Below are 12,327 nucleotides of genomic sequence, written 5' to 3'. Positions count from 1 at the left end.
TCGGTGACCCGGTCATCGGGTGGCTCGCCCGGGGCGGGTCGCGTGCCTGGTGCGCCAGTCCCGTACGGCTACGCCGCTGCCCGCTATCACCAGGACCAGGACCATTGCCGTGCCCAGGACGTAGATCGCCGCTCGGCGTTCCCGTTCCTCCTCGCTCTCCCCCATGGTGACTTCCATGGGGACGACGCCGCCGGAGCCGGCCGCGACCGCGGGGTCCGGCTTCGGGGTGGTGCCCGGGGTGGATTCCTCCGAGAGAGCGGCGACCGGGTCGACGACTCCCCAACCTACGTACTGGTTGGGTTCGCGGCCCGGGCGCTGGGCGGTCTCCTCGATGCGGGTGGCGATCTGGGCCGCGTCCCAGTCCGGGTATTTGCTCTTCAGCAGGGCGGCGACACCCGCGACGTACGGGGCGGCGAAGCTCGTACCGTCGGCGGTGCACTGGCCGTCCTCGGGGACGGTGGAGACCATGCCGACCCCGGGTGCCGCTACGTCGACGAAGTCGCCCGTCTGTGAGAAGAAGGCGCGTTCGTCGTTACGGTCGGAGGCGGCGACGGCCAGGACGCCCGGGTACGAGGCCGGGTAGGTCTCGGCGGGGGTGCCCTCGGCGCCGTCGTTGCCGGCCGCCGCGATGATCAGGGCGCCCGCGTCCACGGCGTCCGCCACGGCTTTGCGTAGCCCGGTGTTGTCTTCCTTGTTCTCGGTGTCCGAGGAGATGTTGATGATCTTCGCGCCCTTGGCGACGGCGTCCCGGATCGCCTTCGACATGGTTCCCGAGTCGCCCTGCTTCTCCTCCCCGCCGGTGTAGCGGTAGGAGAGGATCTTGGCCTCGGGGGCCAGGCCCACGAAGCCGGAGCGGCCGCCCTTCAGCGGGCGGGCGGCGATGATGCCCGCGACCCGGGTGCCGTGGCCCTCGATGTCCTGGGTGCCGTCCGTGGAACCGACGTAGTCCTTGCCCCCGGAGGCCATCGCGCCGCGCAACTGGGTGTTGGAGTCGTCCACGCCCGTGTCGATCACCGCGACGGTGACGCCCGCGCCCTTCGTCTCCTCCCACAACTCGTCCAGGAGGATCCGCTGGAGGGACCACGGCGTGGACTTGATGACGTCACCGCCGAAGACGCACTCCGTGGTGGCGGAGAGGCCGAAGTCCACGTTGCCCGAGCCCGAACCCGAACCCGAGGCGGGGGCGGGGGCGGGGGCGGGGGCGGAAGGGGACTCTCCCGTGACGCGCACGGGCTCCATCGTGTCCGCCACCGCCACCGGTGCCCCGGCGAGACAGATGCCGGTGACCGCGAGCACGCCGAAGGTCCGCCGCAGGGCGCGGCTTCCACCGATGCCGATGCCGATGCCGATGCCGATGCCGGTACCGATACCGGCATCGGCACCCACGCGGGCGCCGGTGCCCGTTCGGCCGGGCGAGCGGCGCGTGCTGCCCTCCACCTTCAGGTCCTCCATGTCGTGTCCCCAGGGTTCCTCGCCTGCCAGCGCCGAGCCACCGGGTGTGAAGCAGAGGACGGCCCAGCGGACGCCATGGCGTCGGCTGGGCCGCATCTGTCCATCTCACATCCCCCGTGGGTCGCCGACGGGCTCAGCCCCAGGTCGAGGCGTTGCTCTTCTCGGTGGCCTGGTAGTTGTCGGCGGCGCTCTGCAGGGCCGTGGAGATCTTCAGCAGGGTGGCGTGCAGGTCCTGAGCGGTCTTGTCCCACTCACGCTGCTTGCGCTGGTAGCCCTCCTGCGCCTCGCCTTCCCAGGTGCTGGCGACGCGCTTGACCGCGGCCTCGAGGTCGTCGAGCTGCTGCTTGATACGGCCGGCGGTCGTCTTCACGTCCGTGGAGGCGTTGGTGATGGTCGCGTAATTGACGAGGATCGACATCGTCGTTCCCTTTCAGGAAAGTCGTGGTGAGTCGTGGAGAGTCAGTGGAGATCGGTCGAGGCCGAGACCGAGGCCGAAACCGAAAGAACAGCCGTGATCCGCTTGGCCTGATCAGCCGAAGGACCCGCTTGGCCTGATCAGCCGAAGGACCCGCGCTTGGCTTGATCGGCCGAAGGGTCGCCTGACCTGATCAGCCGAGGGACCTGCCGGCTGGTCAGCCGAAGTCGGACATGATCTTGCTGATCTCGGAGTTCTGCTGCTCTTCCGACGCGGAGTAGTTGCTCCGCGTGGAGTCCACGGCTTCCTTGATGTCGGTGAGGATGTCGCTCATCTTCTTCGCGTCCGTGTTCCAGCGCTCCTGGAGCTGGTGGTACGACTTGGCCGCCTGGCCCTGCCAACCGCCGGCGATCTGCTCGATCACTCCGTTGAGGCGGCGGATCTCGCCCTGAAGCTGACCGTTGACGTTGGTGATGTCACCGGAGAGCTTGGTGAGTTCGTCCTCTGTTACCCGGAACTGGCCGGCCATGATGAACCTTCCCCCATGTCGTTGTTGCCCCGGGCCCTGCACCGGCGCCCGGAGAAGTTCACACGCCTGAGCGCTGCAAACACTCTATCGTCAGCCTGTCACTGGACGACAGGCAAGACCAATCAGTTACAGGGCTCACACACGCGAGCGATCAATTCGTGATCCCTGCGTCGTTTACCGTCGAGCGAAACCTCAAGCGAGGCATCAATCAGGGCTCGTAGCAGGGTTGTTGAAATTCCGATCACTGGCTTTGCGGCTGCCGCGCGCCCCCCGTGTCCAGCGTGGGCCCCTTCGGGATGAAGGTCGCCCAGCTCTGCGGGACGATCGCGGGATCGGAGACGTTCTCGTAGCCGAGCCGCGTGCGCGCCTTGTCCGTCTCGCTCGCCTCGCCCGACGCGCCCGCCTCGCCCGACGCGCCGCTCTGCGACGAGGACGCCTCGCCGCCGCTCGCCGCCGCCGCGCTGTCGTTGTTCGTGGGCAGCGAGTACCTCAGGCCGGTGTCCGTCAGCAGGTATGTCGCGCCGCCGCCCGCCGCCGCGCCGGTGACCTCCTGGAAGAGGAGGCCCGAGCCGGAGGAGACGGAGGCGCTCAGCGAGTCGGCGATCGCCTTCTCGGGGTACGTCGCTCCGGCCCACGCGGCGAGCTGCGGCTTCTTGTCCTGGCCGATGGTGCCGTCGTAGACGCTGCACGAGGTGGTGAGGGCCGCGCCGGTCGCGGTGGCCGCGGGGTTGGCCTGCCGCGGGACGGCCTGGGGCCAGCCCTTGTCGGCGTAGAAGCCGGCCGCTCGGCCGCCGTTGGCCACGATGATGGCCTGGGTGTCGGCCTGGACGGGGCTGATGCCGTCCGTCCCGTACGCCTTCCCGGCGTCGGGCGACTGCTGGAGCAGCGCGGCGACGAAGGGGGTGATGGCGGCGACCTCGTCCTTGAGGACGACGTAGTACTGCTCGCCCTGCGCGTCCTTGGCCTTCAGCACCCGCCCGACCGTGCTCGCCTCGGCGGGGAGCCCCTGGACCGAGGTCGGCGCGCCGATGGAGGGGACCTCCGGGAAGGCGATGGCCCCGCCCTCGTTGAGGGTGTTCAGCCATTCCTGGCTCACCGGCTGCGGCGTGAGCTTGGTGCCGATCACCGCGGCGCGCAACTGCTCCATGGTGGTGGAGTCCAGGCCCGACTCGCCGCCCAGCAGGAAGCGGTTGCCCTTGCCGTCGACCAGGTACTCCAGGGAGGTCTTGGAGTCGATGACGTACAGGGCCTCGCGGGGGTCGACCTTGCCCGCACCGTCCAGGGACTTGGCGTCGGCCTCGTCCAGGACGAAGACGGCACGGTCGATCGCGGCGGCCGACCCGGGGGCCGGGCGCTCGCACACCGCCCAGGTCTTGGGCTCCTTCGCGTCCGTCTCGGAGGGGAGGCGGTCGGGGGCGTACGGGATGCCGAGGGTCGAGCCGTGCGGGATGCCGCTCTTGTCGATCTCCTTGCCCGGGACCTCGACGACGGTGCCCTTGCCCTTGTCGAGGAGGAGCTTGGCGGAGGCGTAGTTGAGGACGGGGTGCAGCGTCGGGGTCTTCTTGCCGTTCGACGTCTCGTCGGGCAGGACGACGTAGCGCGTGGTGGAGTCGCTGTCGACGATGATGTGCTCGCCTGGGGTGTCCCAACCCTCGGGCGCGGTCGGCTTGATGACGCCCCAGGCGATGAATCCGACCACCAGGACGAGGCCGACCGCCAGGCTGGGCATGACCGTACGGACGGGACGCGGCGCGCCCTCCTCCGAGCCGCCCGGCGACGGCGCGAGGAACGCCGCGACGGTGCGCTTGCGAGCGAACGTGTAGGCGGCTAGCTCGTCCCGACGCTGCTGTGCCATGGTCCCCGTATCTCCCGTTTGTTCCCGCTCGACTGTTCCCGCTGTTCCCGCTGTTCCCGCTCGACGGCGTGGCGGACTGCCCTGCGCTGCCTCACGCTGCGCCGCCCTGCGCCGCCCTTCCCCGCGCTGCCCGGCGCCACCCCATCCGAGCGGCCCCGCCCCGGCCCCGGCCCCATCATGCATGCGCGCGCGGCATCACGCGCTGATCCGCGTCACGCGCGAATCCGCGTCCCACGCGAATCGGCCGTGTCCGACCGGCGCTTCGGCCACTCAGGCACCTACTATGCCCTGCGCCCCGAGCGGCCGTCCCGCAGGTGGCCGGCCGCCCCGGCATCTTCACAGAGCTTCACTGCGGCCCTCCACCACCCGGGGCCCCTCCGTGCCACCCTGGCCACCTGGGGCCGGTGTCCCCTGTGTCGCCTCGCGGACCGCAGCGGGTACCGTGAGCCACTCGCATGGATGATGTGGGCCTTCGGTGCCCCTGGCCCGTCGCCGGGACCTCGTACGCCAGGGACCGCCCGACGCACGGCCGCTACTTCGCGAAAGGGATGTCCGGGGGATGACCAGCGCTACGAGCACTCGGCGCGGACGCCGCGCACAGCAGCCACCGGGAGAACCGGGCGGCACCCGCACGCCGCCCGCTCCGGCCGCCTCCGCCGCCGCGTCGCCGCGCACCCTGCCCCGCCCCGGCGGTCTGGGCCCGGTACGGCTGCAACAGCTCATCCTCGTGGAACTCGCGGCGGCGGTCGTGCTGGCCGCCTGGGTCGCCGACGTCTCCTGGCTGCTGGCCCCGGCCGGCGCCGTCGCGGCGCTGCTGCTGCTCCTGGCCGTCCTGCGCCGGGGCAGCCGGCCGCTGCCCGAGTGGTACGAGACGACGCGGGCGCTGCGCCGCCGCCGGCGCGAGGCCAAGGACCCCGTCCCACCCGGCACCGACCCGATGCTGGCCGCGGCGGTGGAGTGCGACCCCGCGCTGCGGACGTACCCCTTCGTCTCCCGTGACAACCGCTCGATCGGCATGATCGGCGACGGGACCTTCCTGACCGCGGTGCTCTTCGTGCAACCCGGCGACCAGCCGCTGCGCCCGGAGGCCGCCGGGCGGCAACTGCCGCTGCGGCTGATCCAGGACACCCTGGAGGTGGACGGCATCCGGCTCGCCTCCGCCCAGGTCGTGCAGCACACCCAGCCGGCGCCCGCGCCGCACCTGCCGCCGCAGTCGCTCGCCGCGCGGTCGTACGGACCGCTCCAGGCGCAGTCGGGCGCGCCCGCGCTGCGGCTCACCTGGGTCGCCCTCAAGCTCGACCCGGAACTGTCCTCGGAGGCGGTCCAGGCCCGCGGGGACGGCGTCCCCGGCGCGCAGCGGGCGCTGCTGCGGGTGGCGGACCAGCTCGCGAGCCGGCTGGCCGGCGCCGGTTTCCAGGCGACCATCCTGGACGAGACCGAACTGGTCCAGGCGCTCGCGACCTCCGCCTGCCTCAACCCACGCGCCAACGCGCAGCACTCCCAGGAGGGGCGCGCGCCCCAGCGCCGTACGGTCGAGTCGGTACGGAACTGGCGGGTCGACGACCGCTACCACACGACGTACTGGGTCTCGCGCTGGCCGCAGTTGGGCAGCGGCGGGGTGGCGTTGCCGGAGCTGGTCACGCGGTTCACCTCGCTGCCCGTGCTCGCCACCACCTTCAGCATGACCCTGAGCAGGGCCGGCAAGCGGGGGGTCTGCCTCACCGGGCACGTCCGGGTCACCGCGCGCGGCGACAGCGAACTGGCTGAGGTCGGGCGCGAGTTGGAGCGGGCCGCGAGTGCCGCGAAGGTCGGCCTGGTCCGCCTGGACCGGGAACAGGTCCCCGGTGCCCTCGCCACTCTGCCGCTCGGAGGTACGTACTGATGTCCCAGCCCGCCCCGACCGTGCCCCCGGGACAGCAGGGTCAGAACGCACAGGGCCAGAACGCCCAAGGGCGCACGCCCGCGCACGTGGCCTCGCCCACCGACACCGGCATGATCCCGATCGTGCGGCAGCCGCAGGCGCCGCAGCGGCCCCGGCGGATCCTGAGCGCGGGGTTCGGACTGCGCGGTCCGCGCCGCAACCGGCACGTCGTCAGCGCCGACGAACTGGCCGCGATCAGCATGCCGATCGGTGACGACGGCGTACTGATCGGCGCCGACCAGCAGGGCCGGCCGGCCGTGCTCGGCCTGGCCCGCCCGACCACCTTCGAGGTCGTGCTCGTGGGTGGGCTGTGGCTGGCCCAGGTGATGGCGTTGCGGGCGGCCGCGACGGGCGCGCGCGTGGGCGTCGAGACCGGCCGTCCGCAGGCCTGGCAGCAGTTGGCCCAGGCGGCCGGCGGCGGCCAGCAGTGCGTGACGGTCTATCCGGTGGGCCGGGTGCCCGCGCAGGGCCCCTCGGTGTCGAGCCCGGTCGTGCTGTTCCGGGACTGCGGCATCCGCCCGCCGCGCGGCCGGGTGACCTCGGTGCCGTGGCAGTCGGTGGTGACGGTGCTGCCGTTCGTCAGCGAGCACGCGCCGCGCTGGCTGGCCCAGGCCGATCTGGTGGGCGTCCAGCGCATCTCGCCGTACGAGACCGAGGTGGTCCGGGACACCCTGGGCATTCCGGGCGAGCATCTCCAGCATCTTCCGACCCTTCACGACGGCGTCGCCCTGTGGTGCACTCGCAAGCACCACAAGTTCGTGATGACCGAACCCACCGACGCGGAGACGGGACTGCTCGGCGTGGCCCGCCGCATGGACTGACGGGCCGTCGTCTCCGGGAAGCGCCGAGGCGGCCGGACCGCCGGGCCCTCCGGTCCTCGCACGGGGGCTTTTCCGTCCCGCCATGCGAGTGATTAGGCTTCTGTCGGTGCGGTGACGATCGCAGTCGTACGGGGACTCGCCACCGGGTCCGCCCGACCGCGATGACGACCAGCTCAGCAGCAGTCGCTGACCAGGAGGCAAGCAGTGAACAGGGATCGGTCCGAGTACAACGGCGGCAGCCCTTCCTCGGACGGGGACGATCACGAGGTCGATCTCACCGGGGAGTTCGAGATCGTCTACACGCCTCCCGCCTGGTATGCCCAAAGCACACAAGGTGGCTCCGACGCCGGTCCGACACCGCCGCCACCGGCGGCGGTCGGACCGCCTTCCGGTACGCCCACGGGTCCGCCCGGCATGACGCCGGCACGGCCTCCCGGCGTACCCGCGGCACCGCACACCGCGCCGCCGGTCCCGGGACCACAGGTGCCCGGACCGCCGGTCCCGGGACCGCAGGTGCCCGCAGCTCCGGTGCCCGGACCGGCGCAGCAGGCTCCGCAGGGTGTGCCGCAGCAGGCCGGGCCGCCGGTGCCGCCTCCGTCGGGGCAGGGCGGGCCCGTCGGCGCCCCTCAAGGTGCCGCTCCGGGCGGTTACGGCTTCCCGCCGCCCCAGCAGGGCACCGTCCCCGCGACGCCCGGCGGATACGGCTACCCCCAGCAGCCACAGCAGCCACAGCAGTCCCAGCAGCCACACACGCCGGTTCGGTCGCCTCAGCAGCCCGCCCAGCCGCCGGCCGCGCCCGGTTTCCCGGTGCTGCGCCCGCTCGACGAGGACGTCCAGGGCTCCGCACCGGCGGCTGCGGAGCCCGAGCGGCCCGCACCCGAGCGGCCCGCACCCGAGCGGCCCGCACCCGAGCAGCCGTTGCCCGGGTCTCAGGTCGTGGTCGACCACGCCGCCGCCGACGCCGAGGCGGCCCGCCTCTTCGGCGGCGGGGACGACGATCCTGAACCGGCGGGCACGGCGGGCACGGCAGGCTCGCGCGACACGGCGGCAGGCACGCGGGACACTGCGTCGGACGGGGCCGGGGCCGGGGGCGAGGAGGCGGAGTCCGGTCACTTCGCCGGACCCGGCCCCGGCGCCCCCGACCCCGGTACGCCCTACTCCGGTGCCCAGGGCGACGAGCCCGCGAACCCCGGCGTCCAGACCTCCACCGGTGCCCCTTCGACGCCCGCCGGGACGGACGCCTCGCAGACCTCGCAGACGCCGCACGCCGCGCAGGCCCCGGACGCGGTGCCGGACCCCGACGCGCAGGCCGGTCCGGGGGCGGCCGCCGCCTCCGGACCCACGCCCGAACCGGCCCACGGCGTCCCCGTCGCCCCGGGTGCCCCCGCTGCCGCCGAACCCGCTCCCCCGGCGTCCGATCCCCTGCCCGGAGCACAGGGACAGCAGCCCCCGGCACAGCACCAGACCGGCGGCCAGGGCCTCCCGCCGCTGCCGCAGGGGTTCGTACCGGCACAGCCCGTCCCGCAGCAGCCCGAGCACCCGGCCCAGCAGCTCCACCAGCCGCACCAGGCATATCAGACACACCAGCCCCACCAGCCGCAGCAGGCCCCGCAGTTCCACCAGCCTCAGCAGGCCCCCGGCGTCAATCCCACCGCGCCCCACCCCGAGGCCGGGCCCGAGGCCGGGCCCGAAGCCGGGCAGGAAACCGGGCCCGGCGCCGGATACGGCTACCCCCAGCCGCCCGCCCAGCAGCAGCCGGGTCACCCCGGTCACTCCGGTCACCAGCCCGCCCCGCAGGGCGCGTTCGGCCCGCCCCAGCCGGTGGGTCCCGGCGAGCAGCCCGGCCGGCAGCCCCACCCGGGTTATCCCGGTCAGCAGCCCGCCGCGGCCGACCCCCGGCAGACGCCCCAGCCTGCGCAGCCGTACGGCGCGCAGCCGCCCGCCCCCGGTTACGGCTACCCGCAGCAGCCGCCCCAGCAGGCCGCCCCGCAGCCGGGACCGGCCGGTTACGGTTTCCCGCCCCAGCAGGCGGGTTACGGCTACCCGAGCCCGGCCCAGCAGGAGACCGGCGAGCCGGGCGCCCCGCAGCAGCCGCAGCAGCCGCACCAGCCGCACCAGCCACAGGCGGCCCAGCCGCAACCGCAGCCCCACCAGCAGCCGCCGGCGCAGCCCCAGCCCTACCAGCAACAGCCGCCGCAGGCGCACCCACAGACGCACCCACAGACGCACCCACAGGGACCATCTCAGGGACCACCGCAGGGACAGGGACAGCAGCCCGGCGCCTACGGCGGTCCGGGCAACTGGACCGCCCCGCCCGGGCCGCAGCCCGGGGGGCCCGGTGTTCCCCAGCAGCAGGCGTCGCCCGGCACCCCGCTCGGTTACAACGCGGCCGTGGAGCTGACCTCCGACCGGCTGCTGCGCAACCAGCCCAAGGCGCGCAAGAACAACACCGCTCCGTCCCGTTTCAAGTTCGGCGCCAAGAAGGAGGAGGCCGAGCGGCAGCGGAAGCTGGGGCTGATCCGTACGCCGGTGATGTCCTGCTACCGGATCGCGGTGATCAGCCTCAAGGGCGGCGTCGGCAAGACCACGACGACCATGGCGCTCGGCGCCACGCTCGCCAGCGAGCGGCAGGACAAGATCCTCGCCATCGACGCCAACCCGGACGCCGGCACCCTCGGGCGGCGGGTCCGGCGGGAGACCGGCGCCACCATCCGCGACCTCGTCCAGGCGATCCCGCAGCTCAACAGCTACATGGACATCCGGCGCTTCACCTCGCAGGCGCCTTCGGGGCTGGAGATCATCGCCAACGACGTGGACCCGGCGGTCTCCACCACCTTCAACGACCAGGACTACCGGGCCGCGCTGGACATGCTGGGGCGGCAGTACCCGATCATCCTCACGGACTCCGGCACCGGTCTGCTCTACAGCGCGATGCGCGGGGTACTGGACCTCGCCGACCAGTTGATCATCATCTCCACCCCGTCGGTGGACGGTGCGAGCAGCGCCTCGACCACGCTCGACTGGCTCTCGGCGAACGGCTTCGCCGACCTCGTCCAGCGGTCGCTCACGGTGATCTCCGGTGTCCGCGAGACCGGCAAGATGATCAAGGTGGAGGACATCGTGGCGCACTTCGAGACCCGCTGCCGCGGTGTCGTCGTGGTGCCGTTCGACGAGCATCTCGCGGCGGGTGCCGAGGTCGACCTCGACATGATGCGGCCCAAGACACGCGAGGCGTACTTCGACCTCGCCGCCATGGTCGCCGAGGACATGACCCGTACCCAGCAAGGCTTCGGCAACCCGAACATGCAGTACCCGCAGCAGCCCCAGCAGGGCTACGCGGAGCCGCCGCAGGGGTACGCGCACCCGCAGCAGCAGCCCTACGGCCCGCCCGGCGGCGCCCCGCAGCCGGGGCAGGGCTGGCAGCAGCCCCCGCGGCAGCAGCCCGCGCCGGGCCAGGGCTGGCAGCAGCAGCCGCCACCGCCGCAGGACCCGCAGGGCGGCGGCGTACCGCCCGGCTGGACCCAGCAGTAGCGGACCCGGACGGGGTGGGGATGCGGCGNGACCCGCAGGGCGGCGGCGTACCGCCCGGCTGGACCCAGCAGTAGCGGACCCGGACGGGGTGGGGATGCGGCGGGGGCCGGCACCATGTGGTGCCGGCCCCCGCCGCATCCCCACCCCGTCCCGGGGTTATGCCTTCCGCTGCTCCGCCCCGGCGACCAGCTCGCGGCAGCGCGCGACGTCCCGTGCGATCTGTTCCAGCAGCGCGTCCAGCGTGTCGAACGTGGCCTGGCCGCGGACGAAGGCGAGGAAGTCGACGCAGACGTGCAGGCCGTACAGGTCGAGCCCGACGCGGTCGATCGCGTACGCCTCCACCGTGCGCTCGGTGCCCTCGAACTGCGGGTTGGTGCCGACCGAGATGGCGGCCGGCATCGCCTCGCCCTGCGCGTGCAGCCAGCCGGCGTAGACGCCGTCGGCGGGGATCGCGGTGTGCGGGAGCGTCTCGACGTTGGCGGTGGGGAAGCCCATCTCGCGGCCGCGCTGGGCGCCTCGGACGACGACGCCCTCGACGCGGTGCGGGCGGCCGAGGATCTCGGCGGCGCCCAGCACCTCGCCCTCGGCGACCAGCCGCCGGGTCAGGGTCGAGGAGAACGGTTCGCCGCCGCCGGCCGCACCGGACTCGTACAGGTCGACCACCTCGACGTCGAAGTCGTAGACCCGGCCCTGGTCGGTGAGGAACTCCACGTCGCCGGCGGCCTTGTGGCCGAAGCGGAAGTTGGGGCCCTCGACGACCGCCCGCGCGTGCAACTTGTCCACCAGCACCTTGACCACGAAGTCGGCCGGGGAGAGCTTCGAGAACTCCTTGGTGAACGGGAGGATCAGGACCGCGTCCACACCGAGGTCGGCGCAGAGTTCGGCGCGCCGGTGGTGCGGGGCGAGCAGCGGCGGGTGGCTGCCGGGGCGGACCACCTCGCTGGGGTGCGGGTCGAAGGTGACGACGACGGCCGGCACGCCCAGTTCCCGGGCCCGGTCCACGGCGTGCCTGATGATGAGCTGGTGCCCGCGGTGGACACCGTCGTAGGAGCCGATGGTGACGACGCTGCGTCCCCAGTCCTCGGGGATGTCCTCCAAGCCACGCCAGCGCTGCACTGTGTCTGCTCCTTGTCGCAAACTCGTCGAAGTCGTCGAAGCCGTCGAAGCGGAACCCGTGTCCGTGGTTTCCGTGGTGGTGTCCGTGGTTTCCGTGGTGGTGTCCATGGTCGTCCCGGGTGGTTTCCGGGGATGCCTCATCGCAGGTCTAAGGGTGCCATGCCGCCCGCCCGCCGCTCGCATCGGCATGGAGGCTCCCGGCGCTCACCTCGGCCCGCGGCTCCCGGTGCGCGCCGCTCGCACCGACCGGGTTCACGCGGTGACCCCTTCGCCGGCCAGGGATTCGAGTGTCCGGCCGGTGTCCGGGCCGACGACCGGGTCAGCCTGCTGGTCAGCGTCCGAGGAGGGCGATGCGGAGGACTCCTTCGGCGTGGAAGGCGGTGTTTCCGTGTCCTGCGGCGTCGGGGTGGACCGGGGGTGACGCGCTTGTTGATGGGAGCGCGGTCCAGCAGGGTGCCGGGGAGCCTGGCCGGCCAGTAGTCCATCGAACCCAGCTCGGCTCGGTGAGGGCGGCAAGGCGATTGCAGTCGCTGCCCTCCTCCGGCAGGACGGCCGGGTAGCCGACCGTGAGGCAGCCGACCGTGATCACCTCGGCGTCGGGCGCGGCCTCTCGTGCACCTTGGCGAGCATCTGGACCGCCGCCCGAGGCCGCGAAGCCTGGCCCACCCACCGCTGGGACTCCCGTCG

General features: G+C 72.9%; 8 protein-coding genes and 1 pseudogene. 4 read left to right on the top strand and 5 right to left on the bottom strand.

Annotated features, from left to right (window positions below; all coding sequences use genetic code 11):
• Positions 1–12 precede the first annotated feature (12 nt).
• The 4 genes from mycP to eccB form a co-directional block, all read right to left on the bottom strand.
• The gene (mycP, locus tag ABEB00_RS21115) at positions 13–1,239 is read right to left on the bottom strand and encodes a type VII secretion-associated serine protease mycosin (protein WP_425586542.1); all 1,227 of its coding nucleotides are present in this window, start codon (positions 1,237–1,239) and stop codon (positions 13–15) included.
• A 346-nt stretch (positions 1,240–1,585) separates the two neighbouring features.
• Entirely contained in the window at positions 1,586–1,870 is a 285-nt protein-coding gene (locus ABEB00_RS21110) for a WXG100 family type VII secretion target (RefSeq protein ID WP_345621497.1), read from the bottom strand.
• A gap of 214 nt (positions 1,871–2,084) precedes the next feature.
• Positions 2,085–2,396, bottom strand: coding sequence for a WXG100 family type VII secretion target (locus tag ABEB00_RS21105; protein WP_345621496.1), 312 nt, complete (start codon positions 2,394–2,396; stop codon positions 2,085–2,087).
• 241 nt (positions 2,397–2,637) lie between these two features.
• Positions 2,638–4,251 (bottom strand): type VII secretion protein EccB, encoded by a 1,614-nt coding sequence (gene eccB, locus ABEB00_RS21100; protein ID WP_345621493.1) that lies wholly within the window; start codon positions 4,249–4,251, stop codon positions 2,638–2,640.
• A gap of 559 nt (positions 4,252–4,810) precedes the next feature.
• Here eccB and eccE point away from each other — a divergent pair.
• From eccE to ABEB00_RS21085, 4 genes and pseudogenes are all read left to right on the top strand, one after another.
• The gene (gene eccE / locus ABEB00_RS21095) at positions 4,811–6,133 is read left to right on the top strand and encodes a type VII secretion protein EccE (protein WP_345621492.1); all 1,323 of its coding nucleotides are present in this window, start codon (positions 4,811–4,813) and stop codon (positions 6,131–6,133) included.
• On the top strand, positions 6,133–6,993 hold the full coding sequence (locus ABEB00_RS21090; RefSeq protein ID WP_345621491.1) for a hypothetical protein: 861 nt from the start codon (positions 6,133–6,135) through the stop codon (positions 6,991–6,993). Before eccE ends, ABEB00_RS21090 begins: the two co-directional genes overlap by 1 nt.
• 204 nt (positions 6,994–7,197) lie before the next feature.
• Positions 7,198–7,314: pseudogene (locus ABEB00_RS36095) on the top strand (SCO5717 family growth-regulating ATPase); the annotation flags it as partial.
• Between the two features lie 192 nt (positions 7,315–7,506).
• On the top strand, positions 7,507–10,524 hold the full coding sequence (locus tag ABEB00_RS21085; RefSeq protein ID WP_425586541.1) for a MinD/ParA family ATP-binding protein: 3,018 nt from the start codon (positions 7,507–7,509) through the stop codon (positions 10,522–10,524).
• A gap of 156 nt (positions 10,525–10,680) precedes the next feature.
• Here the strand turns inward: ABEB00_RS21085 and ABEB00_RS21080 are convergent, their stop codons facing one another.
• Positions 10,681–11,640, bottom strand: coding sequence for a bifunctional riboflavin kinase/FAD synthetase (locus ABEB00_RS21080; RefSeq protein WP_345621488.1), 960 nt, complete (start codon positions 11,638–11,640; stop codon positions 10,681–10,683).
• Between the last annotated feature and the right edge of the window lie 687 nt (positions 11,641–12,327).

Source organism: Streptomyces ziwulingensis (assembly GCF_039542605.1).
GTDB lineage: Bacteria > Actinomycetota > Actinomycetes > Streptomycetales > Streptomycetaceae > Streptomyces > Streptomyces ziwulingensis.
The sequence above is the reverse complement of the archived record's forward strand: the minus strand, read 5'-3'. Positions and strand labels throughout refer to the sequence as shown.

Excerpts from the sequence above, each read along its gene's own strand:
- eccE (WP_345621492.1), top strand. The coding sequence starts at position 4,811 with ATGACCAGCGCTACGAGCACTCGGCGCGGACGCCGCGCACAGCAGCCA.
- ABEB00_RS21090 (WP_345621491.1), top strand. The coding sequence starts at position 6,133 with ATGTCCCAGCCCGCCCCGACCGTGCCCCCGGGACAGCAGGGTCAGAAC.
- ABEB00_RS21105 (WP_345621496.1), bottom strand. The coding sequence starts at position 2,396 with ATGGCCGGCCAGTTCCGGGTAACAGAGGACGAACTCACCAAGCTCTCC.
- eccB (WP_345621493.1), bottom strand. The coding sequence starts at position 4,251 with ATGGCACAGCAGCGTCGGGACGAGCTAGCCGCCTACACGTTCGCTCGC.
- mycP (WP_425586542.1), bottom strand. The coding sequence starts at position 1,239 with ATGGAGCCCGTGCGCGTCACGGGAGAGTCCCCTTCCGCCCCCGCCCCC.
- ABEB00_RS21110 (WP_345621497.1), bottom strand. The coding sequence starts at position 1,870 with ATGTCGATCCTCGTCAATTACGCGACCATCACCAACGCCTCCACGGAC.